Annotated in this window: 30 protein-coding genes; 5 read left to right on the top strand and 25 right to left on the bottom strand. The window is 60.3% G+C overall.

Annotated elements, in window-relative coordinates:
* Window positions 1-86: 86 nt before the first annotated feature.
* Window positions 87-836: an IclR family transcriptional regulator gene (locus KTJ78_RS00415; RefSeq protein WP_217131687.1), complete on the top strand. Its 750-nt coding sequence runs from the start codon at window positions 87-89 to the stop codon at window positions 834-836.
* Between the two features lie 5 nt (window positions 837-841).
* On the opposite strand, the gene KTJ78_RS00410 is transcribed toward KTJ78_RS00415, so the two are convergent.
* Both KTJ78_RS00410 and groES read right to left on the bottom strand, forming a co-directional pair.
* A complete protein-coding gene (locus tag KTJ78_RS00410; RefSeq protein WP_217131685.1) occupies window positions 842-1,912 on the bottom strand; it encodes an Lrp/AsnC family transcriptional regulator in 1,071 nt (356 codons plus the stop codon).
* 223 nt (window positions 1,913-2,135) lie between these two features.
* On the bottom strand, window positions 2,136-2,429 hold the full coding sequence (gene groES, locus KTJ78_RS00405) for a co-chaperone GroES (RefSeq protein ID WP_217131683.1): 294 nt from the start codon (window positions 2,427-2,429) through the stop codon (window positions 2,136-2,138).
* Window positions 2,430-2,668: 239 nt separating this feature from the next.
* Between groES and KTJ78_RS00400 the strand changes: the two genes are divergently transcribed.
* Both KTJ78_RS00400 and KTJ78_RS00395 read left to right on the top strand, forming a co-directional pair.
* The gene (locus tag KTJ78_RS00400; protein WP_217131680.1) at window positions 2,669-3,322 is read left to right on the top strand and encodes a DUF4190 domain-containing protein; all 654 of its coding nucleotides are present in this window, start codon (window positions 2,669-2,671) and stop codon (window positions 3,320-3,322) included.
* A 9-nt stretch (window positions 3,323-3,331) separates the two neighbouring features.
* Window positions 3,332-4,564, top strand: a complete 1,233-nt coding sequence (locus tag KTJ78_RS00395) for a THUMP-like domain-containing protein (protein WP_369807908.1) — start codon at window positions 3,332-3,334, stop codon at window positions 4,562-4,564.
* A gap of 7 nt (window positions 4,565-4,571) precedes the next feature.
* Here the strand turns inward: KTJ78_RS00395 and tsaD are convergent, their stop codons facing one another.
* Genes tsaD through KTJ78_RS00365 form a run of 6 tightly spaced genes read right to left on the bottom strand, consistent with a single transcriptional unit; the run spans window position 4,572 to window position 8,784 of the window.
* A complete protein-coding gene (gene tsaD, locus KTJ78_RS00390; protein ID WP_217131678.1) occupies window positions 4,572-5,633 on the bottom strand; it encodes a tRNA (adenosine(37)-N6)-threonylcarbamoyltransferase complex transferase subunit TsaD in 1,062 nt (353 codons plus the stop codon).
* On the bottom strand, window positions 5,630-6,106 hold the full coding sequence (gene rimI, locus KTJ78_RS00385; RefSeq protein ID WP_217131676.1) for a ribosomal protein S18-alanine N-acetyltransferase: 477 nt from the start codon (window positions 6,104-6,106) through the stop codon (window positions 5,630-5,632). The genes tsaD and rimI overlap by 4 nt, the downstream gene beginning before the upstream one ends.
* Complete coding sequence (tsaB, locus tag KTJ78_RS00380) at window positions 6,103-6,753, bottom strand: tRNA (adenosine(37)-N6)-threonylcarbamoyltransferase complex dimerization subunit type 1 TsaB (RefSeq protein WP_369807907.1); 651 nt, start codon at window positions 6,751-6,753, stop codon at window positions 6,103-6,105. The genes rimI and tsaB overlap by 4 nt, the downstream gene beginning before the upstream one ends.
* Complete coding sequence (gene tsaE / locus KTJ78_RS00375) at window positions 6,747-7,238, bottom strand: tRNA (adenosine(37)-N6)-threonylcarbamoyltransferase complex ATPase subunit type 1 TsaE (RefSeq protein ID WP_217131674.1); 492 nt, start codon at window positions 7,236-7,238, stop codon at window positions 6,747-6,749. The genes tsaB and tsaE overlap by 7 nt, the downstream gene beginning before the upstream one ends.
* Window positions 7,238-8,377, bottom strand: coding sequence for an alanine racemase (gene alr, locus KTJ78_RS00370; protein WP_217131672.1), 1,140 nt, complete (start codon window positions 8,375-8,377; stop codon window positions 7,238-7,240). Before alr ends, tsaE begins: the two co-directional genes overlap by 1 nt.
* 2 nt (window positions 8,378-8,379) lie before the next feature.
* Window positions 8,380-8,784, bottom strand: a complete 405-nt coding sequence (locus KTJ78_RS00365; RefSeq protein ID WP_217131671.1) for a holo-ACP synthase — start codon at window positions 8,782-8,784, stop codon at window positions 8,380-8,382.
* A 67-nt stretch (window positions 8,785-8,851) separates the two neighbouring features.
* Here KTJ78_RS00365 and coaA point away from each other — a divergent pair, with 67 nt between their 5' ends.
* On the top strand, window positions 8,852-9,817 hold the full coding sequence (gene coaA, locus KTJ78_RS00360) for a type I pantothenate kinase (RefSeq protein WP_254259222.1): 966 nt from the start codon (window positions 8,852-8,854) through the stop codon (window positions 9,815-9,817).
* Between the two features lie 323 nt (window positions 9,818-10,140).
* Here the strand turns inward: coaA and glmM are convergent, their stop codons facing one another.
* The 4 genes from glmM to truA form a co-directional block, all read right to left on the bottom strand.
* The gene (gene glmM, locus KTJ78_RS00355; RefSeq protein WP_217131669.1) at window positions 10,141-11,490 is read right to left on the bottom strand and encodes a phosphoglucosamine mutase; all 1,350 of its coding nucleotides are present in this window, start codon (window positions 11,488-11,490) and stop codon (window positions 10,141-10,143) included.
* A 20-nt stretch (window positions 11,491-11,510) separates the two neighbouring features.
* Window positions 11,511-11,990 (bottom strand): 30S ribosomal protein S9, encoded by a 480-nt coding sequence (rpsI, locus tag KTJ78_RS00350; protein ID WP_217131667.1) that lies wholly within the window; start codon window positions 11,988-11,990, stop codon window positions 11,511-11,513.
* A gap of 35 nt (window positions 11,991-12,025) precedes the next feature.
* Window positions 12,026-12,520, bottom strand: coding sequence for a 50S ribosomal protein L13 (rplM, locus tag KTJ78_RS00345; protein ID WP_217131665.1), 495 nt, complete (start codon window positions 12,518-12,520; stop codon window positions 12,026-12,028).
* 434 nt (window positions 12,521-12,954) lie between these two features.
* The gene (truA, locus tag KTJ78_RS00340; protein ID WP_217131663.1) at window positions 12,955-13,833 is read right to left on the bottom strand and encodes a tRNA pseudouridine(38-40) synthase TruA; all 879 of its coding nucleotides are present in this window, start codon (window positions 13,831-13,833) and stop codon (window positions 12,955-12,957) included.
* Window positions 13,834-13,930: 97 nt separating this feature from the next.
* Between truA and KTJ78_RS00335 the strand changes: the two genes are divergently transcribed.
* Entirely contained in the window at window positions 13,931-15,883 is a 1,953-nt protein-coding gene (locus KTJ78_RS00335) for an acyltransferase family protein (RefSeq protein ID WP_217131661.1), read from the top strand.
* A 174-nt stretch (window positions 15,884-16,057) separates the two neighbouring features.
* On the opposite strand, the gene rplQ is transcribed toward KTJ78_RS00335, so the two are convergent.
* The 13 genes from rplQ to rplR all read right to left on the bottom strand — a co-directional run bounded on the left by rplQ (window position 16,058) and on the right by rplR (window position 23,853).
* Complete coding sequence (gene rplQ / locus KTJ78_RS00330) at window positions 16,058-16,552, bottom strand: 50S ribosomal protein L17 (RefSeq protein ID WP_217131659.1); 495 nt, start codon at window positions 16,550-16,552, stop codon at window positions 16,058-16,060.
* A 43-nt stretch (window positions 16,553-16,595) separates the two neighbouring features.
* Window positions 16,596-17,582 (bottom strand): DNA-directed RNA polymerase subunit alpha, encoded by a 987-nt coding sequence (locus tag KTJ78_RS00325; RefSeq protein WP_217131657.1) that lies wholly within the window; start codon window positions 17,580-17,582, stop codon window positions 16,596-16,598.
* Window positions 17,583-17,685: 103 nt separating this feature from the next.
* Window positions 17,686-18,081, bottom strand: coding sequence for a 30S ribosomal protein S11 (rpsK, locus tag KTJ78_RS00320; protein ID WP_217131655.1), 396 nt, complete (start codon window positions 18,079-18,081; stop codon window positions 17,686-17,688).
* A gap of 30 nt (window positions 18,082-18,111) precedes the next feature.
* Complete coding sequence (gene rpsM / locus KTJ78_RS00315; RefSeq protein WP_217131654.1) at window positions 18,112-18,480, bottom strand: 30S ribosomal protein S13; 369 nt, start codon at window positions 18,478-18,480, stop codon at window positions 18,112-18,114.
* A 147-nt stretch (window positions 18,481-18,627) separates the two neighbouring features.
* Window positions 18,628-18,741, bottom strand: coding sequence for a 50S ribosomal protein L36 (rpmJ, locus tag KTJ78_RS00310; RefSeq protein ID WP_005987264.1), 114 nt, complete (start codon window positions 18,739-18,741; stop codon window positions 18,628-18,630).
* A 67-nt stretch (window positions 18,742-18,808) separates the two neighbouring features.
* On the bottom strand, window positions 18,809-19,051 hold the full coding sequence (gene infA / locus KTJ78_RS00305; RefSeq protein ID WP_217131653.1) for a translation initiation factor IF-1: 243 nt from the start codon (window positions 19,049-19,051) through the stop codon (window positions 18,809-18,811).
* Between the two features lie 128 nt (window positions 19,052-19,179).
* Window positions 19,180-20,019 carry a type I methionyl aminopeptidase gene (map, locus tag KTJ78_RS00300; RefSeq protein ID WP_217131652.1) on the bottom strand — a complete coding sequence of 280 codons (840 nt, stop codon included), beginning with the start codon at window positions 20,017-20,019 and terminating at the stop codon, window positions 19,180-19,182.
* Between the two features lie 6 nt (window positions 20,020-20,025).
* A complete protein-coding gene (locus KTJ78_RS00295; protein ID WP_217131651.1) occupies window positions 20,026-20,604 on the bottom strand; it encodes an adenylate kinase in 579 nt (192 codons plus the stop codon).
* Window positions 20,604-21,932, bottom strand: a complete 1,329-nt coding sequence (gene secY / locus KTJ78_RS00290) for a preprotein translocase subunit SecY (protein ID WP_217131650.1) — start codon at window positions 21,930-21,932, stop codon at window positions 20,604-20,606. The genes KTJ78_RS00295 and secY overlap by 1 nt, the downstream gene beginning before the upstream one ends.
* A 160-nt stretch (window positions 21,933-22,092) precedes the next feature.
* Entirely contained in the window at window positions 22,093-22,587 is a 495-nt protein-coding gene (gene rplO / locus KTJ78_RS00285) for a 50S ribosomal protein L15 (protein ID WP_217131649.1), read from the bottom strand.
* A complete protein-coding gene (rpmD, locus tag KTJ78_RS00280; RefSeq protein WP_217131647.1) occupies window positions 22,587-22,772 on the bottom strand; it encodes a 50S ribosomal protein L30 in 186 nt (61 codons plus the stop codon). Before rpmD ends, rplO begins: the two co-directional genes overlap by 1 nt.
* Window positions 22,773-22,774: 2 nt before the next feature.
* Window positions 22,775-23,482 carry a 30S ribosomal protein S5 gene (rpsE, locus tag KTJ78_RS13465; RefSeq protein WP_217131645.1) on the bottom strand — a complete coding sequence of 236 codons (708 nt, stop codon included), beginning with the start codon at window positions 23,480-23,482 and terminating at the stop codon, window positions 22,775-22,777.
* Window positions 23,479-23,853 carry a 50S ribosomal protein L18 gene (gene rplR, locus KTJ78_RS00270; protein ID WP_217131643.1) on the bottom strand — a complete coding sequence of 125 codons (375 nt, stop codon included), beginning with the start codon at window positions 23,851-23,853 and terminating at the stop codon, window positions 23,479-23,481. The genes rpsE and rplR overlap by 4 nt, the downstream gene beginning before the upstream one ends.

The raw sequence follows: 23,853 nt of genomic DNA, 5'->3' as shown, positions 1-23,853 counted from the left end.
TCATTTTTAAATCTTCATCTAAAGTATCGCCCCCGACTCACCGCGTCAACCATTGAATATTCACCCACACGCGCAATGATGGTGTCATGAGCACTCACAGCGTTGTCACCGCGATCAAGGTGATAGAAGCAGTGTCAGAACTCCAGCCCATCGGCCTCTCTGACCTTGCCCGGCATCTCGACGCGTCAAAAGCCACAACACTGCGCACCCTGACAACACTCGCCGAGATGCGCTGGCTCCAACAGGGCGGGCCAACAGGCACCGACTGGCTGCTCACCTCACACGCATACGCAGTCGGCGTGCGAGGTGGGGCCATGGGAACGCTCCGAGAAGCCGCACTGGGCCCCATGCACCAGCTACAGCTCGAAAGCACCGAGACGATACACCTCGCAATTCCCGATGGCGAGGTACTCATTCTCGCCGAACGCATCGATACCCCACACGCGCTTCGCGCGTTCCTCGCGCTGGGAAGCCGAATTCCACTTCACGCTTCAGGAACAGGCCTCGCCTTTCTCAGCGCGTGCAGCGATGCTGAGATTGAAACAGCGCTCAGCCGCACACTCGATCCAGTGACCACGCAAACGCTCACCAACCCGGCCAAGATTCTCGCCGAGATCACCGCGATCCGCAACCGAGGATACTCAATCAACGTGGGCGGTCTCAGTGATGGCATTACCTCTCTTGGCGCACCCATTCGTTCACTCAACGGTCGACCCATCGGTAGCGTCTCAATATCGGGGCCGTCGAGCCGAATCACCCCCGACCGCTTCGGCGCGATGGGGGCCCTTGTTCAAGAAACAGCCCTTCGCATTGGATCGCAATACCCAGACCTCTAAGAGGTCTACGAGCCTATGGCCCCAGCAGATGGGCGCACGACCGGCACAATACCCGTGCTTGCTTCAGGCCCCTCATCGACCCGCAACGAACCACGCAGCAGCGGAGTGAGCACGACGAGCATGTCGAGCACCTCGAGGCCTTCGTGGCACGTCACTTGTTCACCGGTCACAAACTCATAGAGCGCCGTCTCATCGGCAACGATCACATTGGCGAGCAACTGTGAAGCCCCGGTAGTAGCAACAATAAATTTAATCTCGCTCGCATGAGCAAGCGCCTGGCCAAAGGCTTCAACCTTATCCATTGGCGCCTTGAACCACACGAGAGCCTCCATTCGAAGGCCGAAGACCGCCGGAACCACCTCGGTGCGCGGGTGCATAAGCCCCCTGGCCGTGAGCGATTCCATACGTCGACGCACCGTGGCCGAGCTCACGCCCAATTGGCTCGCAAGCTGGGCAACCGGCATTCTGCCGTCATGGAGCAACAGGTCGATGAGGGCGTCTTCTTCTTCAGAAATTTCACCCGCCAAGTCAGCGTCGACTGCTGCAGTCTTCTTGAGCGCCTGCTGTTGCACACTCGTCAAGATGCCAGGCTCCCAGTCATGACCCGAACGAAAGAACTTCAACACCGTTACGGCGTTGATTGAAGTAATGCCACTCATCTCGGGGATCTCGCTATAGAGCAGTTCCCGCACCGCTTCTTCGCTGCGCGGCAGCATCATGCACGCCACATCGTTACTGCCCTCCAACACTGAAACCGACGAGGCAATGCTCTTGCTCGCCAGCTCACGCGCTACGCCCCAGAGGTCGCCCGGAGTTGTCGTAACCCTCAACACAACGGCCCTCGCGTGCAACACGCGACTGACATCGACGTAGGTCGAAACTCGCACAAGGCCACGGTCAAAAAGCTGCTGGCCTCGCCTGGCCACCGTTCTCTCTGGCAGTTCGAGGGCCCTCGCAACCTCGCCCCAGGAGGCTCGCCCATTGATTTGGAGAGCGGCAGCAATGAGTTGGTCAGTTTCGTCGATTGTTTGCTCGTGCACGCGAAGCGCCTCACCCTTCCAACTCAAAACGGTCATTTATCTAACAGTAATGCACACAGGCCCCAAACAGGTGAGCACCGCGCGTTGCGAGTGGCGCATTTGCGTCTTCAGTAAAACCACCATGGCGCATTCGACCATTTTTCGAGTGGAATTGGCACCATTTGCGACTTCGCTCGGCACCTTAGCCCAACGATGCAAAAGGGCCGCACCGAATACGGTGCGGCCCTTGAACGGCGTTATGCCGAAAGCGTTGAGCGCGTTACTTTACGACAGCGAGAACGTCGCGAGCCGAAAGCACGAGGTACTCTTCACCCTGGTGCTTCACCTCGGTGCCGCCGAACTTCGAGTAGATCACGCGATCACCGACGGTGATGTCAAGGGGAATACGGGTACCGTTGTCAGCAACGCGACCTGGGCCTACGGCAACAACTTCACCCTCCTGGGGCTTTTCTTTCGCACTGTCAGGGATAACAAGGCCCGATGCAGTGGTCTGCTCAGCTGCAGTCTGCTGAATGACAATACGATCTTCGAGCGGCTGAATAGCGACCGACACGATGTCCTCTTTTCTTCACAGTAACAGGGGCTACGTCGAAACCCCGACGCAGTTCAGATCAAGTAAGCACTCTCATAGTGCGAGTGCTAATGCTCAAGTCTAGTGACACGTTAGCACTCACGCAAACAGAGTGACAGTTTTTAGCACTTCTCACCCCACACACTCAGGATGTGTGGGAAAATGGTCGCCGGCGCGCCAGCATTCTGGCCGCGCTCCCACCCCGAAAGGACCAAGACTCGATGACAAACGACGAGTTCCCACAGCAGAACGCGCCCGAGGAGAATCCCGCGGGAGAGGCGCAGACTCCGGAGGCTCCCGCAACGACTCCCGCGGCAACCGATGCCCCCGGTTACACTCCTCCGGTCATCCCGTCTGCCAGCCAGTCAAGTGACCCGCTCACACCATCGGCTGCGCCGACGTACGCACCTCCCGTCTTCCCTTCGGCCCAGGCCACAGGCGCTCCTGTCTCTGAAGAGCCTGCAGCACCCACCTACGCAGCCCCACTGACGCCGCCAGCACCAGCAGCAACTCCTGAGCCCACCACGGTACCGACATACGGCGCAGCCCCCGCGGCCCCGCCAGCGTACGGTGCTCCTATCGCTACCGCGCCTGCATACAGCACGGGCGCCGAAGATGCACCGCAGAGCGCCAAGACGAACGTGTGCGCAATTCTCTCACTCGTATTCGCGTTTGTCTTCCAAATAGCGGGTATCGTACTCGGGCATGTCGCCCTCAGCCAGATCAAAAAGACCGGTGAAGAAGGCCGCGGCCTCGCAATTGCCGGCCTCATCATCGGTTATACACTGTTTGCTCTCAGCATCATCGCCGTCATCATCTGGGTACTGGTCGTCGCGGCGTTCATCGCCTCAGAACCCAGCGGCTACTACTACTAAGCACTCGACGTGCGCATTTCAACGCCCGACCCCGGATGGGAGAATCTCCTTTCCGGGGCCGGGCGCTCTCTTATCACCGAGGCAACCGCAATGCATGCCCGCGGTGAGAGCCTCGAACGCATCGGTCTAGCCCTGCGCAAAGACGGGCACTCGGGTGATGCCGTCGCAGCCGCCCTCACACAGGTGCAGTTGCGCGAAAAAGCGGTCGCCAAGTTTGGTGACGCAGCCAAGAATATGCTGTTCACCCAGGCCGGCCTCGAGCAGGCAAGTCGCGACATTGTCGCCCGTGAACACGCCGAGCGCTTCGTTCGGGCCGGGGCCACGAGCGTAAGCGACCTCGGCTGCGGGCTCGGTGCAGAATCCCTCGCTTTTCTCAACGCCGGCATGAGAGTGCGGGCCGTCGAGATTGACCCGTTCACCGCCGAACTCGCAGCACACAACCTTTCGACTGCGGGCCTTGAAACTGCACACGAGGTCATCACGGGAGATGCAGAGCTACTCGGGCCAGGCAACGCCGAGGCGGTTTTCTTCGATCCCGCCCGCCGCACCGCCGGCCACCGCGACACGCGACGAATCGCATCGCCCGATGATTATTCACCATCGTTAACGAACGCGTTTAGCGTCGCCGCTTCACTCCCCACGGGCATCAAGCTCGGCCCTGGCTTCGAACGGGAACTCATTCCAGAAGAAGCCGAGGCGCAGTGGGTCTCGGTGAACGGTAGCGTCGTCGAGACGGCGCTCTGGTTCGGAGCCACCCGCTCTGGCGAGAGCCGTCGCTCAGCCCTGCTCTTCTCAGATCGTGGCGCAGCGATCGAACGCAACGAGCTGAGCGCCCCCGCTGACTCACTCGACGCGGAAATAAGCGGGGTGCGAGAGTATCTCTATGAACCCGACGGCGCCGTGATCCGCGCAAGACTCATCGGGCTGCTCGCAGAGCGGCTCGATGCCGCGATGCTCGACGAGCACATTGCGTATATGACCGCAGATCGATTGACCCCTACCCCGTTCGCGAGCGCGTTTCGAGTCGTCGACGAGCTTCCCTCGAAAGAAAAGCAGTTGAAACGTGCCCTGACCGAACTCAATGTCGGCACGGTCGAAATCAAGAAGCGCGGCGTCGCAGTCGATCCGGCCGAACTGCGCAAGCGCCTGAAACTCAAGGGGTCGCAGAGCGCGACGATCGTTATGACGCGCATCGGCGAGCGGCACGTAACCCTTCTTGTCGAGCGCGTGCCCGCACACTAGGCTCGCGTTAGACCTGAATGTCGGTCACCGGCAGGGTCGAGTCGGCTCCAAACTCAAGCCCCGAGGGCTCCTTGCCCGCCACAACAAGCTGAGCGCCGAGAAACGCGATCATGGCACCGTTATCGGTACAGAGCGAGAGCGGTGGCACGCGCAGTTCAATACCGTTTGCCTCGGCACGTTCAGCGGCGAGCTCACGTACGCGAGCATTGGCAGCGACGCCGCCTCCGAGCAGCAGCCGCGGCACGCCATGCGCCTTGCACGCGGCGATAGCCTTCTGCGTGAGCACGTCGGCGACCGCCTCTCGAAAACTCGCGGCGACGTCGGCCACGGGAACCTCGGTTCCCTCGTCGGTGGCCTTTTCGACCCAACGAGCAACCGCGGTCTTAAGCCCCGAAAACGAGAAGTCATACCGATGGCGCTCGAGATCTTTGGGCAACGTGAGCCCGCGAGGAAAGCGGATCGCGGTCGGGTCGCCCTCGGCAGCTACTCGGTCGATGTGCGGCCCGCCGGGGTACGGCAGCCCCAGCAATCTGGCAACCTTATCGAAGGCCTCACCAGCCGCATCGTCAATCGTTTCGCCAAGCAATTCGACGTCACTCACGAGATCACGCACGAGCAGCAGCGAGGTGTGCCCGCCGGAGACGAGCAACGCGACGGTGGGAAACTCGGCCGGGGTCTCGGCTGAGTCGATGAGGTCTGCGCCAACGTGCCCCACGAGGTGGTTGACGCCGTAGAGCGGCTTGCCGGTCGCGAGCGCGAGTGCCTTCGCCGCCGAGACGCCAACCATGAGAGCTCCAGCGAGGCCTGGGCCTGCCGTGACCGCAATCCCGTCGAGCTCGTCGAGGGTCACGCCGGCTTCGGCGAGCGCCTGTTCGATCGTCGGAGTCATCGCCTCGAGGTGGGCGCGGGCAGCGACCTCGGGAACGACGCCGCCGAATCGTGCATGCTGCTCCATCGATGAGGCCACCGTGTTGGCGAGCAGTGTCGTGCCCCGAACAATACCGATACCGGTCTCATCACAGCTCGTCTCGATGCCGAGAATGAGTGGTTGCTGCGGTTGAGTAGTCACTCGCTCGCCTCCTGAAGTGTACTGTTGCACATGATCAGTGCGTCAATGTTGTCTGGCTGATAGTACCCACGCCGAACCCCGATGTGTTCGAAACCCGAACGTTCGTACAGGGTGATCGCGACGGGGTTGTCGGCTCGCACCTCGAGAAACACGCGGGTGGCCCCAAGCGCCACCGCGTCACGTAGCAGCCGGCGAAGCAGTTGTTTACCGAGCCCGCGGCCTCGGTATGATTCGGTGACCGCGATGGTTTGTACGTCACCATCACCACCGACCGAGAGCACGCCGCCGTAAGCGACGATACTTCCTTTGTGCTCGATCACAGTGTATGCCCGGTAGGGCCCTTCGAGTTCTTCACGAACCACCTCTTCGGGCCAAGCCGTCGAACCGAAGAGTTCACGCTCGAGCAACGCTATTGCCGTGGCGTCGTCACTCTTCGCGTCACGCCACACAAGCTCGGTGCTGTCGGTCGTCACGAAGAGACCCGTTTGACCGCGGCGGGCGCCTTGACGTCTGGCTGGCGCAGGTAGAGCGCTTCGGGAGCCTCGAACGTTGCTCCTGCCGCGAGGCGCCTAGCCGCAACCTGGAGCAGCTTGGCCGCTGAAACGCGTTCGGGCCACACCTCATGATCGGCTGGCTCGTAGCCCTCGCGGGCTTCAATACGTGGCCCGCCGGTGAGCACGGGAACTCCGGCCCAGTCGAGCGCGGCATAGTCGCTCACAAACAATTCTCTACGCTTCGCGTCTTGCACGACCCTGACCGAGGCCGCTGCCCCGGTTTCGATCACCTCGAGTGCAGCCGCGTCGTGGCTCTTCACGGGCAGAAGCGGTGCCGCAACACCGAGAGCGAACGTCTGCGCCGCGGCAATGCCGACGCGCAGACCGGTGAAGGGCCCGGGACCAACGCCCGAGACCACACCCGTCACATCTTTCGGGTTCACACCGGCCGCCTTTAAGCTCTCATCGAGCAACGTGCCGATGACCTCAGCGTGCCCTCTTGGGTCATCGCTCGAAGCTTGCCAGACTCGCCCATCGCGGCAAACAGCAACGCTCGAGCCGAGTGACGAGTCGAACGCAACGAGCACGTGCCCGCTCGTCTCTTGAGCTTCGATCTCGACTACCACGTGATTCCCTCTTTCCACCGCTCGCCGTACCCCTCGAAGAGTACGCCACGAGCTTCGATTGCTTCTTCGCCCGCCTCGACCTCTGCGCCGGTTTGCCGGGTGAGCGTGATCTCGAGCAGGTTCGGCAGATCATCGATCATGCCCTTGCCCCACTCAATGACCACGGCCGCGTGTTCGAAGTCGAGGTCGAGGTCATCAAGCTCTTCGGGCCCACCAAGCCGATAGGCATCAACGTGCACGAGCTCAGGGCCGCCTACGAGCGACGGATGCGTTCTCGCGAGCACGAACGTCGGGCTCGTGACCTGACCGCGCACGCCCATTCCCTGGCCGATACCTCGGGTGAGGGTGGTCTTGCCTGCGCCGAGCGCGCCGGTGAGCATCACCACGTCGCCCGCTTTGAGGGTCTCGCCGATCGCGACCCCGAGGTCGTGCATTGCCTCGGGGGTCGCGATCTCGGCTTCATGCCGCCAGGTCGCCTGTTGCATTACTCGGCTTCAACCCACTCGCGTGCCACGCGAACGCCAATGCCGGTCGCGATCTCGTAGTTGATCGTGTCGGCGAATGCTGCCCACTCATCAATCGAGGGCGCTCCCTGCTCTGGGTCGCCGAACAGCGTGACCGGCTCGCCGAGATCGATCTCAGCGGCCTCGTCACCGAGCGGTTCAAGGTTCATCAAGAACTGGTCCATGCTGATGCGCCCCACGATCGGGCAGCGTTTGCCTCGAATCACGGCGCTTGCCCCCGCACCGCTCAGCGCGCGACGAAGCCCATCGGCGTAACCGACCGGAACGAGCGCGAGACGCGTTGCGCTCGGCACTCGATAGATATAGCTGTATGAAACGCCGGCGCCAGCTTCAACATCGCGGATCGCCGCCACCTGCGCCCGCAAGGTCATCGCCGGCCGCAGCCCGATCTCTGCCGAGGTCTGGTCGTCGAAGGGGCTCAGCCCGTAGGTGAGCAGCCCCACGCGCACAGTGTTGTAGTAGAGGTGCGGCGAGGTAAGCGTCGCGGCGCTCGAAGCCATGTGCAAGTATTCGGGCTCGATACCAGCTTCACGGAGCGCGACGATCGCGCGTTCGAACTGCTCCTGCTGCAGGCGGTCTTCATCGTCGTTGGTGTTCGAGATGTGCGTGAACATGCCACGCACCTTCACCAGGCCCTCGTTCTCAAGCTGCTTCGCGCGCGCGAAGAGTGATGGCCAGTCTTCGGATGAAGCGCCGTTGCGGCTGAGCCCCGTGTCAAGCTTGAGGTGCAGCTCGGCGACTTTGCCCGCCTTTCCCGCAGCTGCAGCGAGGCGCTCAAGCTGTGATTCAAAGCCGATTGCGAGCGTAATATCTCGGGCAACGACCTCGTCGAAGTCGCTCGAAGGCCCGTGAATCCAGCACAGCACAGGGGCGGTGATACCGCCATCGCGCAACGCGTATGCCTCTGAGAGGTCGGCTACACCGAGCATCGTCGCGCCCGCTTCGAGGGCTGCTCGCCCAACGGGAACCGCGCCGTGGCCATATGCGTTGGCTTTCACCACGATGATCACGTTGCCCCCCGTGCGGTTCTTAATGAACTGCACGTTGTGACGAATCGCGTCGAGTGAAACTTCTGCGGTGCGCAGTGCGCTGCCGGTCATGGCTATCTCTCTTTCCTACCGTATTCAATAATCACAAAGGCCGTTGCCACCCCACCGTCGTGGGTGAGTGATAGGTGCGGCCATGCATAACCTCGCTCGCCCAGCACTGCGACGAGTTCCGGGGTCGCTGAGAAGACAGGCTTCTCGCCGCGTACCCGGAGCACCTCAAGGTCGTGCCAGTTAATGCCCTCAGAGCCCCCCAGAGCTTTGATCAGCGCCTCTTTTGCGGCGAAACGGGCCGCGAGTGAACGGGTCGGTATCTCACGCTCGTCTGGTGTGAAGAGCCGCTCGCGCAGAGCGGGGGTTCGCGCCAGTTGTTTCTCAAAGCGTTCAATATCGACCGTGTCTACCCCAATTCCTGCCACAGCCGCGTGTGGCACGGCAGAAGACGAGGGTTCGGCATGCATGCCAACAGTTTATCGGCTCGGTAACGAGTGCGCGATGTCAGGAAGCATGTGGCACGATAGAAGCACTATGTCTGGGCTAAATACTGACACCACAGCCATTGTCAAACACAGTGACGTGTCACCTTTTATTGAAATTAAACGCAACGAATGGGCGCGGCTCGCTGGCGAAACCCCGATGCCGCTCACCGAAAGCGAGATCGAAGCCTTCAGAGGGCTCGGGGTGAGCCTCGACCTCACCGAAGTCACTGAAATCTATCGCCCCATCTCACGCCTCATCAATCAGTACGCGATCGGTGCCTACGAGATGCACCAGCGCACCCGCCAGTTTCTGCAACTCGAAGATAAGAAGACCCCCTACGTGATTGGCATCGCTGGTTCGGTCGCCGTCGGCAAGTCAACCGTTGCCCGCATTCTTCGTGACCTCCTTGCGAGGTGGCCCGAGACACCAAACGTGCAGCTCATCACGACCGATGGATTTCTCTACTCGAACGCCGAACTCGAGCGCCGCGGTATCGCGCACCGCAAAGGCTTTCCAGAGTCGTATGACCGCAAAAACCTGTTGCGCTTCGTCACGCAGGTTAAGAGCGGCGCAGCCGAAGCCGTGGTGCCGCACTACGACCACCTCATCTATGACATTGTTCCTGGCGAGCACACCGTCGTGAAACAGCCAGATATTCTCATCGTCGAGGGCCTCAATGTCTTGCAGCCAGCGTCAAACGAACACCCTATCTCGGTGAGTGACCTCTTCGACTTCTCGATTTACGTTGACGCACGAACCGCTGACATCGAGCACTGGTTCACTGAGCGTTTCTTGGACCTCAAGGAACAGGCGTTTAGCGACCCCAACTCCCACTTCAAACGCTTTGCGGGCCTCAGCAGTGACGAGGCCCGCGCACTCTCAAAGGAATTTTGGCGTGGTATCAACGAGCCGAACCTCGTCGAAAACATTCGGCCAACCAGGGCCCGGGCCTCATTGGTCTTGCGTAAAGGCCGAGACCACCGAGTGAACAAGGTGCTCCTGCGCAAGCTGTAGTGCCGGTCGCTGCGAGACCCCTAACTTCTTCGGGCACACCGTCCTTCAGCACTTCGTAAGCACCGGAATACCCGAGAACCCCTTTGTCGGCACACTAGCGCTCGCACTCGCCGTCGCGCTGTATGCCTTCAAGCGAGCCCGAAGGCACCGCTTTTGGCGCGACCGGCCAGCGCTCTGCGTGGTACTGCTGCTCGTGATATTCGCGGTGCTCACCGCGGCGCAACTCGCAGTGCTGCGCATGCTCTCGTAGAGCGGGCGCGATCCGCATCAAAAAAGCCCGCGGCCACCAAACCGGTGATCGCGGGCTTTCTTGTCGTTGAATGCTAGATTGCGAGGCGCTCTTTCACGACCTGCGCGAGATCGTTTGCGAGTTGCTCCGCGACTTCCTGGGTCGCTGCCTCAACCATGACGCGCACGACGGGCTCTGTTCCCGAGGGCCGCAGGAGCACGCGCCCCTGCCCCGCGAGCGCAGCCTCTGCCTGGTAGATGGCCTGGCCGAGCAGCTCATCACCGTGCACACGCGTGCGGTCGACACCGCGAACGTTCACGAGCACCTGCGGGTACACGGTCATGCATTCTGCGAGCTGCCCGAGCGTCTTGCCAGAGCGAACCACCTCTGCTGCAAGGTGCAGCCCTGTGAGAATGCCGTCGCCGGTCGTCGCGTAGTCGCTCATGATGACGTGACCCGACTGTTCACCGCCGAGCGTATAGCCGTGCTCGTTGATCGATTCAAGTACGTACCGGTCACCAACGTTCGTTTGCACGACGTCGATGCCGTTATCGGCCATCGCGAGCTTCAGACCGAGGTTGCTCATCACGGTCGCGACGAGCGTGTTCTCAGCAAGCTTGCCGCGCTGCGACATCGAGAGCGCGAGAATCGCCATGATCTTGTCACCATCGACCACGTTACCGTCGCCATCAATCGCGAGGCAGCGGTCTGCATCGCCATCGTGCGCAATACCGAGGTCAGCCCCCGACTGCTTCACCGTTTCGATGAGCTTCTCGAGGTGCGTCGAACCGATACCGTCGTTGATGTTGAAGCCATCGGGATCGTTGCCGATAACGGTCACCTTGGCACCAGCCGCGTGAAACACGTCGGGTGAGATACCCGCAGCGGCTCCATGGGCGCAGTCGAGCGCGACGTGAACACCCTCGAGGCTCAGCCCTTCGAGGGTGCCGAGCAGGTGCACGAGGTACCGATCTTCGGCATCAGCGAAGCGGCGAATGCGGCCGACCTCGCGGCCAGTCGTGCCAACGAGTGGCCCCGCCATTGCCGCCTCGATCTCATCTTCGACATCATCAGGAAGCTTCTTTCCTCCCTCAGCGAAGAACTTGATGCCGTTGTCGGGCGCAGGGTTGTGCGACGCCGAGATCATGACACCGAAGTCGGCTCCGGTATCGGCCACCAGGTAAGCAGCTGCGGGCGTCGGAATCACTCCTGCTTCGAGCACGTCAACGCCCGCTGCTGCAAGGCCTGACGCGACTGCCGCTGCAATAAACTCGCCCGAGACTCGAGGATCACGCGCAACGACGGCAGTAGCACGACGGCTCTCGGCCCGGGCATTCCGCCCGAGCACGAGAGCCGCTGCGTGTGCGAGGTGGAGGGCCAGCTCGGCGGTCACATCGACGCCAGCTAGCCCCCTCACACCATCGGTACCAAAAAGTCGTACCATGATTGCACTCCGACGCGTGGTTAGCGCTTCGAGTACTGTGGAGCCTTACGAGCCTTCTTGAGGCCGGCCTTCTTGCGTTCCTTGATACGAGCGTCGCGGCTGAGGAAGCCAGCCTTCTTGAGTGAAGGGCGGTTGTGCTCAACGTCAATCTCGTTCAGAGCGCGGGCAATGGCGAGACGCAGTGCGCCTGCCTGGCCCGAGGGGCCGCCACCGTCGATGATCGCAACGACGTCGTATGCGCCGGCGAGCTCGAGAACGGTGAAGGGGTCGTTGATGAGCTGCTGGTGCAGCTTGTTCGGGAAGTAGTCTGAGAGCTCACGGCCGTTGACCGTGATGCTGCCTGAACCCGGGGTAACGCGCGCGCGGGCTACAGCCTGCTTGCGACGGCCAACGCCTGCGCCAGCCACGGTGAGCGCGGGGCGAGGGGTTGAAGCGACGGCTGCCTCAGCAGGCGTCTCGGTGGTGTAGCTCTCGGCTACTACGGTTTCTTCGGTAGTCACGTTGTTTTCCTTAATCTTGATCGATGACGGCGCGACTACTGCGCGACCTGAGAAATGGTGTACTGGGTCGGTTGCTGAGCAGCGTGTGGGTGCTCAGCACCCTGGTACACCTTCAGCTTCTTGATGATCTGTGCACCGAGCTTGTTCTTAGGAAGCATGCCGCGGATCGCCTTCTCGATGGCGCGCTCCGGGTTTTCGTCGAGCAGCTGCGTGTAGGTCACCGAACGCAGGCCACCGGGGTAACCCGAGTGACGGTAGGCGCGCTTGGTAGCTGCCTTGTTGTTGGTGAGCACAACCTTTTCAGCGTTCACAATGATGACGTGGTCGCCCATGTCCATGTGAGGTGCGAAGGTGGTCTTGTGCTTGCCGCGCAGCAGTGCTGCTGCCTGCGAAGCGAGGCGGCCGAGCACAACGTCAGTAGCGTCAATCACGAGCCAGTCGTGAGTCACGTCTGCGGCTTTGGGCGTGTATGTGGTAGTCACAATACTGCTTTCTTGTCGGAATGGAGGTGTTCGTGTATCCCACTCCATGGCGATTTCTCTCGAGAGAAAAAGCACCTGCGGAGGTCTCAACATTCACAGTATGCATATTGATACGCATACCAACGAATAACTCTAGCACACCCGACACCTTGGCCGCGATCTGCTCGGCGCGGTGAGCTGCCGCGTGCTGCTCGGGTGAGCGGACGCGGCTGCCTTCGTTGCTGGCTTCGTTGCTGCCTTCGTTGCTGGCGCGCGGCGGCTTTGGTTGCTGTCGCGGCCCCGCTCGTGGTCGCGGTCGCGTTCGCGGTCACGGCGGGGTCGCGGTCACGGTCACGGTCACGCCGCTGCACGCCGTTTTCGCGTTTACTTGACGAAAAGCAGGGTGTTTTCGCACCAACACCCTGCTTTTCGTCAAGTAGACCCGGTGTGCAGCCGAAACCGCCACCCGCCCCGCGCGCGACCGAAACCGCCACCCCGCGCGTTCAGCCGAGAGCCTGAGGGGCAAGCGGATCGCGCCGCGCACGCGTCACCGCAGCCCGCGCCGCGAGCCCAGCATCTTCGGGGTACTCGACGCCGACGAGCGTGAGGCCATGCGCAGGCATCACCGGAATGCTGCTTGAGCGCCGCTGCTCGGCTGTGAGTTCTTGAAACCGCTGCACCGTCAGTTTGCCCGCCCCCACCGCAAGCACCCCACCCACGAGAGAGCGCACCATCGAGTGGCAGAAGGCATCAGCGTGAATCGTTGCAGCGAGCACCCCGTCGGTGCGCTTGGCCCACGTGAAGTCAATGAGCGTACGCACCGCAGTTGAGCCGTCGCGTGCTTTGCAGAAACTCGTGAAATCACGCAGACCGAGCAGCGTGAGCGATGCTGTGCGGGTTGCATCGAGATCAATTTCGTCGCCGAGCGAAACAACACAGTGACGCAAGAGCGGGTTTACGGGCACTCCCCTCGGCGACACCAGGTACTCATAGGTTCGCGACAGCGCGGCAAACCGAGCGTCGAACCCCTCAGGCGCAATGCATACGGCATGAATGATGAGATCACCTGCGTCAAGACGCTTGAGTGCGCCATTGAGTTTGCGCGCAGCGCCCGCGATGCTGCCGTGCCTACCCGCGAGCTTTGCGACCTCAGCCTCAGTGACCTCAACATGACAGGTTTGTCCTGTTGCGTGCACCCCGGCATCGGTTCTTCCCGCAACTGTCACGGTAACCTCGTCAGGTTCTCTGCGCACGACCATAGCGATCGCCCGTTCCAGTTCACCCTGCACCGTACGCAGGGCAGGCTGCTTCGCCCAGCCCGAAAAGTGCGTGCCGTCGTAGGCGAGGTCAATTCTCAATCGAACCTGACCGTCTGCCCGCATGCTTCGCACCTCTTTCGCGTATGATGAATCGTTGCACAATAGCCCCACACACTCTACCTGCAAGTGTGGGGCCGAGCCACGAAGGATCCACCTGAGAATGCACGAGACCAAACGCCAGCAGCGGCTCGGTGGCCTCGACGGTCTTCGCGCTATCGCAGTGGGTCTCGTGCTTGTGTACCATCTCTTCCCGCCTCTCATGCCCGGCGGTTTTCTCGGCGTTGACGTTTTCTTCGCGATCTCAGGTTTCCTCATCGCGACCCTGCTCATGCGAGAACATGAGAGCAAAGGGCGCATCAACCTCGTCGATTTCTGGCGTCGACGGGCAAGGCGACTTCTACCGGCACTTGGCCTCGTCGTAGCGGTGACCACCGCTGCAAGTTTCATCGTGGGCGGCGACCTGCTCTATCACATACGCCAACAGGTCATCGGCGCCTTGTTGTTCGTTTCGAACTGGGTCTTTATTGCTTTTGGCACCGACTACTTCGCACAAGACACTCCTGAATTGTTGCGCAATACCTGGTCGCTCGCGATTGAAGAGCAGTTCTACCTTCTGCTGCCCCTCGTGCTCATCGTTTTGTTGCGTCGGTCACGCAAGGCGCTCGTCGTTACGCTCTTCGCGCTACTCGGCACCGGATCGGCCTGGCTTATGTGGCACTACAGCCTCACGGGCATCGACGCGACCCGCATCTACTTCGGCTCAGACTCGCACGTGTTTGGCCTGCTCTTCGGTGTAGCCCTCGCTGCCCTGCTCCACCCGTCGCGCAAGAACGCCGCAGCCATCACCTCACTCACGAGGCCTCAGGCCATCGTGAACACCGTGATCGTGGTCGCCGGCCTCAGCTGCTTTATGTGGCTCAGCCTCACGCTCGTCGAGGGCTCTACCGAGAGCTTCGAAGGCGGCTTCCAGCTGGCGACACTCGCCGCACTCGTCACTGTCGGTGCAGTCACGCGGCCCGGAGCCCCGCTCGCGAGAGCGCTCGATATTCGCCCTCTCGCATACATCGGTGAGCGCTCATACGGCATCTACCTCTGGCACTGGCCTGTGTTGTTGCTGGTGCGGCAGTCGCTTGGCCCCGCTGCTGGCCTCACAACGCCGGTCTGGGTCATCGGCGTTGTGACCCTCGGCATCACGCTGACGGCCGCTGGCCTCTCGTACCGCTTCGTCGAGACCCCCATTCGCCGCCATGGCCTTCGCACCTCGTGGAACGCCTTCTGGGGCGCCCTGGCAGGCCGCATGTCACGGCCGGTCACGAAACGTCGGGCTCTCACGGTCTTCAGCATCACCTTCCTGGCCGTACCTCTCGTCGGCGGCGCGCTCCTCACCGCCCCAAACCGTACGAGTAGCGAAGCAGCGATCGAACGTGGTCGCGAAGCGACCCAGTCAGCCCCGCAAGGTGCCGAAGGCGCACAGCCAGATAGTGAAACGCCAGACCCTGCAGACGCTTTTCAAGCGGGTCCAGAGGCCAAGAAGAGCCCCTCGGCCGATGATGCTACCGGCGGCGGTAACGCTGACGCAGAAGCTGCCCCTCAACAGCTCAACCATGGCCTTGACCTTACCGCCGTCGGTGACTCGGTCATGCTCGCGAGCGCGCCCGAACTCAGCGATGCCTTCGCCGGCGTCGACATCGATGCTGAGGTCTCACGTGGCCTCGGCTATGCCGTCTCATACGTCGAAGAGCTCGCACACACTGGCTCGCTGCGGCCCATACTCGTGATCGGCCTTGGCACGAATGGCCCCATTTCTGACGACGACCTCGCGGCCATCGCCCAGATCGCCGAGAAGCGCCGCATCATTCTCGTCAACGCCTACGCAGATCGCTGGTGGGTTCCCGAGGTTAACGAACAACTCACCGCATTCGCCGACGATCACCGTGGGGTTGTGGTCGCCGACTGGAACGGCAGCATTGCACCCCACCCTGAGTTGCTCGCGGGCGACCTCGTGCACCCCCACCCCGAAGGTGGCGAGGTCTACGCCAGCGCGATCGCCCAAGCAATCGACGAACTCAATGCTCAAGATGAACGCGTAGGCTTCGGAGTTCCCCGGCGTTAGCCGGCAACCTAAGCGGATCGCGGCCCTGGCACCGTTCCCGCCTGCCCGGCCCGCTGCAGCACGTCACCTCACGGCGTCGCTGTCGTGACGGTGCAGCTGCGCGATACTCTGCCCCGGGTATGCAAAAGGGGCGGTAGCTTTCGCTACCGCCCCTCACGCTCGAGTTCGAGAGAGTTACTCAGCCTTTTCTTCGGCTGCTTCCTCTACCTGAACCTCTTCAGCGGGTGCTTCTTCTACTGCGGCCTCTTCGACGACCTCAGGAGCTGCTGCTTCAGCGGGAGCTGCCTTCTTCGCCTTCACCTTGGGCTGTACGGGCTCGAGAACGAGCTCGATGACCGCCATAGGAGCGTTGTCGCCCTTGCGGTAGCCGGTCTTGATGATGCGGGTGTAGCCGCCCTGACGCTCCTCAACGAGGGGAGCGATCTCAGTGAAGAGCTCGTGAACGACCGTCTGATCACCGATCTGGCGCAGAACGCGACGGCGTGCTGCCAGGTCGCCGCGCTTTGCGAAGGTGATGAGTCGCTCAGCCACGGGCTGAAGACGCTTTGCTTTGGTCTCGGTGGTCTGAATGCTCTTGTGAGTGAAGAGCTGAGCCGCCATGTTGTTGAGCAGAAGACGCTCGTGGGCTGGGCCGCCCCCGAGACGTGGACCCTTGCTGGGCTTTGCCATGATGTTCTCCGTAGATGTTTACGTCAGCGTGGCTGACAAACAGTTAGTTGTTGTCTTCTTCGTAGCTGTAGAAGTTCGCCCCGTCGAAACCGGGAACGGTGTCCTTCAGCGAGAGCCCCATCTCCTGGAGCTTGTCGCGTACCTCGAACACTGACTTCTGACCAAAGTTACGAATGTTCATGAGCTGGCCCTCTGAGAGTGCAACGAGCTCTGAAACTGTGTTGATGCCTTCACGCTTCAAGCAGTTGTAGCTGCGAACTGAGAGGTCAAGATCTTCGATCGGGACCATGAGTTCGCCGTCAACAACCTGCTCAACCGGGGCTGGCCCGATCTCAACACCCTCAGCCTGCGTGTTGAGCTCACGGGCAAGGCCGAAGAGTTCAACGAGCGTCGCGCCTGCTGATGCAACTGCATCGCGGGGGCTGATCGCTGGCTTGCTCTCAACGTCGACCACGAGGCGGTCGAAGTCAGTGCGCTCACCGGCACGAGTTGCCTCGACGCGGTAGGTCACTTTGAGAACTGGTGAGTAAATCGAGTCAACCGGAATACGGCCAACCTCTGCGTCTTCTTGACGGTTCTGGTTTGCCGAGACGTAGCCGCGGCCACGCTCGATCGTGAGCTCAAGCTCGAACTGCGCATCTTCACCGAGCGTCGCAATGACCAGCTCGGGGTTGTGTACCTCAACGCCTGCAGGCGCTGAGATATCGGCAGCCGTAACTTCGCCCGAACCGGTCTTACGAAGGTAAGCGGTGATCGGCTCGTCGTGCTCGCTCGATACAACGAGATCCTTGATGTTCAGGATAATTTCAGTCACGTCTTCGGTCACGCCGGGAATCGTGGTGAACTCGTGTGCGACTCCCTCAAACCGAACGCTCGTCACCGACGCGCCAGGAATTGAAGAGAGAAGGGTACGACGAAGCGAGTTGCCAAGGGTGTAACCGAAGCCCGGCTCGAGGGGTTCGATCACGAAACGTGAACGGAACTCTGAGATGGGCTCTTCGGTGAGTGTTGGTCGCTGTGCAATGAGCACGATGTATTTCCTTTCGTTCAGAGTCCGCTATATGACTCTTGAAAACGGTTGAAAAGCGGGAGGAAACGCGTTCGGGCCGAAACCCGAACGCGTGCTATGCACGTTAGACGCGGCGACGCTTGGGTGGGCGGCAACCGTTGTGAGCCTGTGGCGTCACGTCGTTGATTGACCCAACCTCGAGGCCTGCAGCCTGAAGCGAACGAATTGCGGTTTCGCGACCTGAGCCGGGGCCCTTCACGAAAACGTCAACCTTCTTCATGCCGAATTCCTGCGCCTTGCGAGCTGCTGATTCTGCAGCAAGCTGAGCGGCGAACGGGGTTGACTTACGTGAACCCTTGAAGCCAACGCCACCTGACGACGCCCAGCTGACAACTGCACCGCTCGGATCAGTGATCGAAACGATGGTGTTGTTGAACGTCGACTTGATGTGGGCCTGGCCCTGAACGATATTCTTTTTATCCTTGCGGCGCGGTTTGCGCACTGATGATGGATTAGCCATGTGTGCTGTACTCCTGAAAGCCTAAGGGTTCTACTTCTTCTTACCGGCAACGGTGCGCTTCGGCCCCTTGCGGGTACGAGCGTTCGTCTTCGTGCGCTGACCGTGCACGGGAAGGCCCTTGCGGTGACGCAGACCCTGGTAGCTACCAACCTCAACCTTACGGCGAATGTCGGCCTGCACCTCACGGCGAAGATCACCTTCAACCTTGAAGTTTTCGTTGATGTAGTCGCGAAGCTGAACGAGCTGCTCGTCGGTCAGGTCCTTGACGCGAATGTTTGCGTCAATACCGGTTGCCTCGAGCGTCTGCTTTGCACTGGTGCGACCCACGCCATAAATGTACGTGAGTGCGATTTCTACGCGTTTGTCGCGCGGAATGTCTACTCCTGCGAGACGTGCCATGTGTGGCTCTCCTCTATGTATTGGAGGTGTGGTGCGCACCATGGAGCCTGGGCCTCCAACCCAGGGTGTCCCCCGCCGAGGCGGGTTCTGAGGTGCGCATGTATATTCATTTATTGGTTGTAATGCGTGCGCGAGGAGCGCACATTACTAACCCTGGCGCTGCTTGTGACGCGGGTTCTCGCAGATGACCATCACGCGACCGTGACGGCGAATCACCTTGCAGTTATCGCAGATCTTCTTAACGCTGGGCTTTACCTTCATGTGGAATCCTTGGTATTCGCTGTCCTCGTACTCATGAGGTTCATGAGCCGTTACTTCTCAGCCGTCGTTACTTGTAGCGGTAAGTGATGCGACCACGGGTCAGGTCATAGGGCGTGAGCTCTACAAGCACCCGATCTTCGGGAAGGATGCGAATGTAGTGCTGCCGCATTTTCCCTGAGATGTGTGCAAGAACGAGGTGTCCATTCGTCAATTCGACGCGGAACTGGGCATTGGGAAGCGCCTCGACGACGCGGCCCTCGAGCTCAATAACGCCTTCTTTTTGCTTCTTGGGACGATCTTGCTTGGCCATAGCCTCACTATCACTTGTTCAACGATGCTGGTCGTGCGGATACGCATGCGCGAGCATACATAATCCACCAAAGATCTATAATAGACCTAGCGGCTGGTACTTGTCCAGTCGCTACATGAAGTTCTTTACTAGGCGATGGGAACGGGGGTAATCCCGAAGGGCTTCAGCCCCGCTGCCCCGCCATCTTCAGCGGTGAGAACCCAAATGCCGTCCTTGTGAACGGCGACGGTCTGCTCCCATTGGCAGCTCATCTTGCCATCGGCCATAGCGACAGTCCAGTCGTCATCGAGCACGATGGTTTCTGGTCGCCCCTCTGAGATGATTGGCTCGATCGCGACGCACAAGCCAGGTTTAATTTCGGGGCCTGCAAAATTCACCGGGTAGTTAAACACGGGCGGAGCCTCGTGCATCTTCCGGCCGATGCCGTGCCCGATGTAATCTTCGACAATTCCAAAGTCGCTGGCCTTGCGCACATGCTTGGCGATCGCTTCGCCGACCTCATTCAAGTGAGTTCCGTGTGCGAGTTGCGCAATACCGTGCCACATCGCGTCATGAGTCACCTGACTGAGCTTTTCTTGACGCTCAGTGCGCTCAGGACGCTCGGGGTCTGGGAGCACGACGGTAATCGCCGCATCTCCGTTCCAGCCCTTGATAATCGCCCCTACATCGAGCGAGACCATATCGCCTGGCTCGAGCGGGCGGTCATTCGGGATGCCGTGCACAACATGCTCGTTCACGCTCGCACAAATCGTGTGACGGTAGCCAGGCTCAAGCATGAAGTTTGGCTCGCCGCCGAGGTCACGAATCGCCTGTTCTGCGATGGCATCGAGCTCAAGGGTGGTCATGCCAACCTTAATCTCTCGTTTCATGGCCGCCAGGGCTGCCCCTGTCGCTTTTCCCGGCTCAATCATGAGCCGGAGCTGGGCAGGAGACTTGTAGAACGATTTACGCAGAATGTTACGAGCCATAGCGAGCTAGGAAAGCACCCCTTCGAGAGCTGTATTGATACGGTTAGCGACTTCTTCGACGGTGCCAAGACCGTCAACAGCGACAAGGATGCCGCGCTCGCTGAAGAGATCAATGAGCGGAGCTGTTTGCTCAGCATAGACCTCTTGGCGGTGACGAATGACCTCTTCGGTGTCGTCTGCACGACCCTCGAGCTGTGCACGGTTGAGGAGGCGAGCAACGACCTCGTCAGTATCTGCCTCGAGCAGAACAACGGCATCAAGCTTCGCGTTGATCGGCGCGAGCATCTCATCGAGTGCGTGCACCTGATCTACGGTGCGGGGGTACCCATCAAGCAAGAAGCCGTTCTTCGCGTCATCTTGCTGAAGGCGATCCGCCACAATCTCGTTCGTGAGGGCGTCTGGAACCAGCTCGCCCGACTCGATGATCTGCTGGACACGCTTGCCGAGCTCGGTCTGGCCCTTGATGTTCGCACGAAAGATATCGCCAGTCGAGATTGCAGGAATCTCGAAGGTGGTTGCGATCTGTGAAGCCTGCGTGCCCTTACCTGCTCCGGGAGGGCCGATGATGAGAAGACGAGCGGTCATTACTTAAGGAGTCCTTCGTAGTGTCGTTGCTGCAACTGAGCATCAATCTGCTTCACCGTGTCAAGGCCAACGCCAACGATAATAAGAATCGAGGCTCCGCCGAACGGGAAGTTTGCGTTTGCGCCAAAGAATGACAGTGCAACGAGCGGAATAAGAGCGATGATACCGAGGTACAGTGAGCCGGCACTTGTGATGCGCGAGAGCACGTACTGGAGGTAATCAGCGGTCGGCTTGCCTGCGCGAATGCCAGGAACGAAGCCACCGTACTTCTTCATGTTGTCTGCGACCTCGTCGGGGTTAAACGTGATCTGCACGTAGAAGAAGGTAAATCCAATGATGAGCAGGAAGAAGACCAACATGTAGAGGGGCTGGTCGCCCTGCATGAGGTTCTGCGAGATCCACACAACCCAGCCCTTGGGCTCTTCGCCAGCCGCAGGCTGATTGAACTGTGTCAGCAACATGGGCAGGTACAGCAGTGACGAAGCGAAGATCACGGGGATCACGCCTGCCATGTTCACCTTGATGGGAATGTACGTGTTCGAACCACCGTAGGTTCGACGGCCAACAACGCGTTTCGCGTACTGGACCGGAATACGACGCTGCGACTGCTCAACGAAGACGACTGCTGCCACGACGATCATGCCAACGGCGAGCACGAAGAAGAAGACTTCCCAGCCCTTTGCGACCTTGATCTGCCAGAGGGCACTTGGGAAGGTTGCCGCGATCGAGGTGAAGATCAGGAGCGACATGCCGTTGCCCACACCGCGCTCGGTGATGAGCTCACCGAACCACATAATGAGACCGGTACCCGCGGTCATCACGAGAATCATGATGAGCATTGCGTACCACTCTTGCGACACAAGATTCTGACATGCGATCTCGTTGCTCTGACCGAAGAGCATGCCTGAGCGTGCCACGGTGATGAGCGTCGTCGACTGCAGAATCGCGAGGCCGATCGTGAGGTAACGCGTGTACTGGGTCAGTCGCGCCTGGCCGGCCTGGCCTTCTTTGTGAAGCGTCTCGAAGTGAGGAATCACAACACGCAGCAGCTGCGTAATAATCGAGGCCGTAATGTACGGCATGATGCCGAGCGCGAAGATAGAGAGCTGCAAGAGCGCTCCACCACTAAACAGGTTGACCATTTGGTAGAGACCCGCGGTCTCCTGCGCAGACTGGTTTGCTGCGAGACACATCTGGACATTGTCAAAGCTCACATAGGGCGTCGGAATAAAAGAGCCGAACCTGAACAGCACAATGATGCTGAGTGTGAACATGATCTTACGCCTGAGATCTGGCGTTTTCATGATGCGTCGAATGGCGCTAAACAACAGCTGCCTCCTGGGTGGGGGAAATGAGGACCGTGAAAATAGACACACGACCAAATACTTATCTTACACTACCCCACACGTTTCGCTCTCGAAAAGTTTCGTTATACGCAAAACGGCCCCGGCGCTTTCGCGCAGGGGCCGTTCGCTGGCCTAAGCCAAATTAGTTAACGCTACCGCCAGCTGCAGCAATCTTCTCTGCTGCAGATGCCGACACCTTGTCAACTGAAATGTTCAGCTTGACCTGGATGTCACCGGTGCCGAGAACCTTCACGGGCTGGTTCTTACGAACTGCGCCCTTTGCAACGAGGTCATCGATAGTCACGTCGCCACCCTGTGGGTAGAGCTCTGCGAGCTTCGCCAGGTTCACTACCTGGTACTCGGTGCGGAAGGGGTTCTTGAACCCGCGGAGCTTCGGGGTGCGCATGTGCAGTGGCATCTGCCCACCCTCAAAGCCAGCGCGAACCTGGTAGCGAGCCTTCGTACCCTTGGTACCGCGGCCTGCGGTCTTACCCTTCGAAGCTTCACCGCGACCAACACGGGTCTTGGTGGGCTTTGAGCCGGGTGCGGGACGGAGGTGGTGCATCTTCAAAAGCTGCACGTTCTGCTCCTCTGCCTGTGCGGCCTTCTTGGCCGCTGGCTTCTTCTCTTCGGTCATTAGTCGATCTCCTCAACTTCAACGAGGTGAGCAACAGTGCGCACGTAGCCGCGGTTTGCGAGGGTATCTTCGCGAACGACCGTCTGGCCGATACGCTTGAGACCCAAGCTACGCAGCGTGTCACGCTGGTTCTGCTTCTCACTGATTACCGACTTAATCTGGGTAATTTTGAGGTTTTTAGCCATGCTTACGCACCTGCCTTTGCCTGTTCAGCACGCTCAGCAGCGGCCTTGGCCTCTGCGCGAACGATGCGTGCGGGCGCCACCTGATCAAAGTCAAGCCCACGGCGAGCTGCGACTGCGCGTGGCTCTTCCAGAAGCTGGAGAGCAGCAACAGTTGCGTGCACGATGTTGAGCGTGTTCGATGAACCGAGCGACTTTGAAAGTACGTCGTGAATGCCTGCGCACTCAAGAACTGCACGGACAGGGCCGCCGGCGATAACACCGGTACCGGCTGCAGCGGGGCGAAGCAGAACAACGCCTGCTGCCGCCTCACCCTGAACGGGGTGCGGAATGGTGTTGCCGACGCGAGGAACGCGGAAGAAATTCTTCTTAGCCTCTTCGACGCCCTTCGAAATTGCGAGGGGAACTTCCTTCGCCTTTCCGTAGCCAACACCGACCATACCGTTACCGTCGCCTACGACGACGAGAGCGGTGAAGCTAAAGCGACGACCACCCTTAACAACCTTTGAAACGCGGTTGATCGTTACAACGCGCTCGAGGAACTGGCTCTCGTTACGGTCACGAGCGCCGCGCTCACCACGGGTGCCGCGATCGCGGCTGCCACGGCGTGCTTCGCGAGGTTCGTTGCGGTGTTCCTGGCCCTGGTTCTGGCCTTCCGCTGCCTCGTTCTGTGCCTCTGCAGTCACTTGCTGCTCCTTCTGATTCTCGCTCACAGGCTCAGCCCTACCTCTCGGGCTCCGTCTGCAACCGCTGCAACGCGGCCCGCGTACTTGCTGCCGCCACGGTCGAAGACAACAGAATCGATTCCTGCATCTTTCGCACGTGCGCCAACGAGCTCGCCAACCTTGCGTGCCTTAGCGGTCTTGTCGCCGTCGAATGCACGGAGGTCAGCCTCCATGGTCGAGGCGTATGCAATGGTGTGGCCCTTTGCATCGTCAACAACCTGCACAAACACGTGACGTGATGAGCGAGTTACGACGAGACGGGGGCGCTCGGCGGTGCCAACAATCTTTTTGCGCAGGCGTGCGTGGCGGCGAATGCGTGCCGCTGCACGGCCCTTGGCGCGAGTCATTGATCCGGCCAT

Source organism: Leucobacter chinensis, from assembly GCF_019049105.1.
GTDB lineage: Bacteria > Actinomycetota > Actinomycetes > Actinomycetales > Microbacteriaceae > Leucobacter_A > Leucobacter_A chinensis.
This window is presented reverse-complemented; position numbering and strand designations above follow the sequence as displayed.

What these genes read in the sequence shown, in the direction of transcription:
- truA (WP_217131663.1), bottom strand. Translation starts at nt 13,833, where the DNA reads ATGCGGGCAGACGGTCAGGTTCGATTGAGAATTGACCTCGCCTACGAC.
- coaA (WP_254259222.1), top strand. Translation starts at nt 8,852, where the DNA reads ATGTCTGGGCTAAATACTGACACCACAGCCATTGTCAAACACAGTGAC.
- tsaE (WP_217131674.1), bottom strand. Translation starts at nt 7,238, where the DNA reads ATGCAACAGGCGACCTGGCGGCATGAAGCCGAGATCGCGACCCCCGAG.
- alr (WP_217131672.1), bottom strand. Translation starts at nt 8,377, where the DNA reads ATGACCGGCAGCGCACTGCGCACCGCAGAAGTTTCACTCGACGCGATT.
- map (WP_217131652.1), bottom strand. Translation starts at nt 20,019, where the DNA reads ATGGCTCGTAACATTCTGCGTAAATCGTTCTACAAGTCTCCTGCCCAG.
- KTJ78_RS00410 (WP_217131685.1), bottom strand. Translation starts at nt 1,912, where the DNA reads ATGACCGTTTTGAGTTGGAAGGGTGAGGCGCTTCGCGTGCACGAGCAA.
- KTJ78_RS00365 (WP_217131671.1), bottom strand. Translation starts at nt 8,784, where the DNA reads ATGCATGCCGAACCCTCGTCTTCTGCCGTGCCACACGCGGCTGTGGCA.
- KTJ78_RS00335 (WP_217131661.1), top strand. Translation starts at nt 13,931, where the DNA reads ATGCACGAGACCAAACGCCAGCAGCGGCTCGGTGGCCTCGACGGTCTT.
- rplO (WP_217131649.1), bottom strand. Translation starts at nt 22,587, where the DNA reads ATGACCGAAGAGAAGAAGCCAGCGGCCAAGAAGGCCGCACAGGCAGAG.
- rpsK (WP_217131655.1), bottom strand. Translation starts at nt 18,081, where the DNA reads ATGGCTAATCCATCATCAGTGCGCAAACCGCGCCGCAAGGATAAAAAG.
- rpmD (WP_217131647.1), bottom strand. Translation starts at nt 22,772, where the DNA reads ATGGCTAAAAACCTCAAAATTACCCAGATTAAGTCGGTAATCAGTGAG.
- KTJ78_RS00400 (WP_217131680.1), top strand. Translation starts at nt 2,669, where the DNA reads ATGACAAACGACGAGTTCCCACAGCAGAACGCGCCCGAGGAGAATCCC.
- KTJ78_RS00295 (WP_217131651.1), bottom strand. Translation starts at nt 20,604, where the DNA reads ATGACCGCTCGTCTTCTCATCATCGGCCCTCCCGGAGCAGGTAAGGGC.
- glmM (WP_217131669.1), bottom strand. Translation starts at nt 11,490, where the DNA reads ATGGTACGACTTTTTGGTACCGATGGTGTGAGGGGGCTAGCTGGCGTC.
- rplR (WP_217131643.1), bottom strand. Translation starts at nt 23,853, where the DNA reads ATGGCCGGATCAATGACTCGCGCCAAGGGCCGTGCAGCGGCACGCATT.
- rplQ (WP_217131659.1), bottom strand. Translation starts at nt 16,552, where the DNA reads ATGGCAAAGCCCAGCAAGGGTCCACGTCTCGGGGGCGGCCCAGCCCAC.
- rpmJ (WP_005987264.1), bottom strand. Translation starts at nt 18,741, where the DNA reads ATGAAGGTAAAGCCCAGCGTTAAGAAGATCTGCGATAACTGCAAGGTG.
- rpsM (WP_217131654.1), bottom strand. Translation starts at nt 18,480, where the DNA reads ATGGCACGTCTCGCAGGAGTAGACATTCCGCGCGACAAACGCGTAGAA.
- KTJ78_RS00415 (WP_217131687.1), top strand. Translation starts at nt 87, where the DNA reads ATGAGCACTCACAGCGTTGTCACCGCGATCAAGGTGATAGAAGCAGTG.
- rplM (WP_217131665.1), bottom strand. Translation starts at nt 12,520, where the DNA reads ATGGAGTGGGATACACGAACACCTCCATTCCGACAAGAAAGCAGTATT.
- infA (WP_217131653.1), bottom strand. Translation starts at nt 19,051, where the DNA reads ATGGCCAAGCAAGATCGTCCCAAGAAGCAAAAAGAAGGCGTTATTGAG.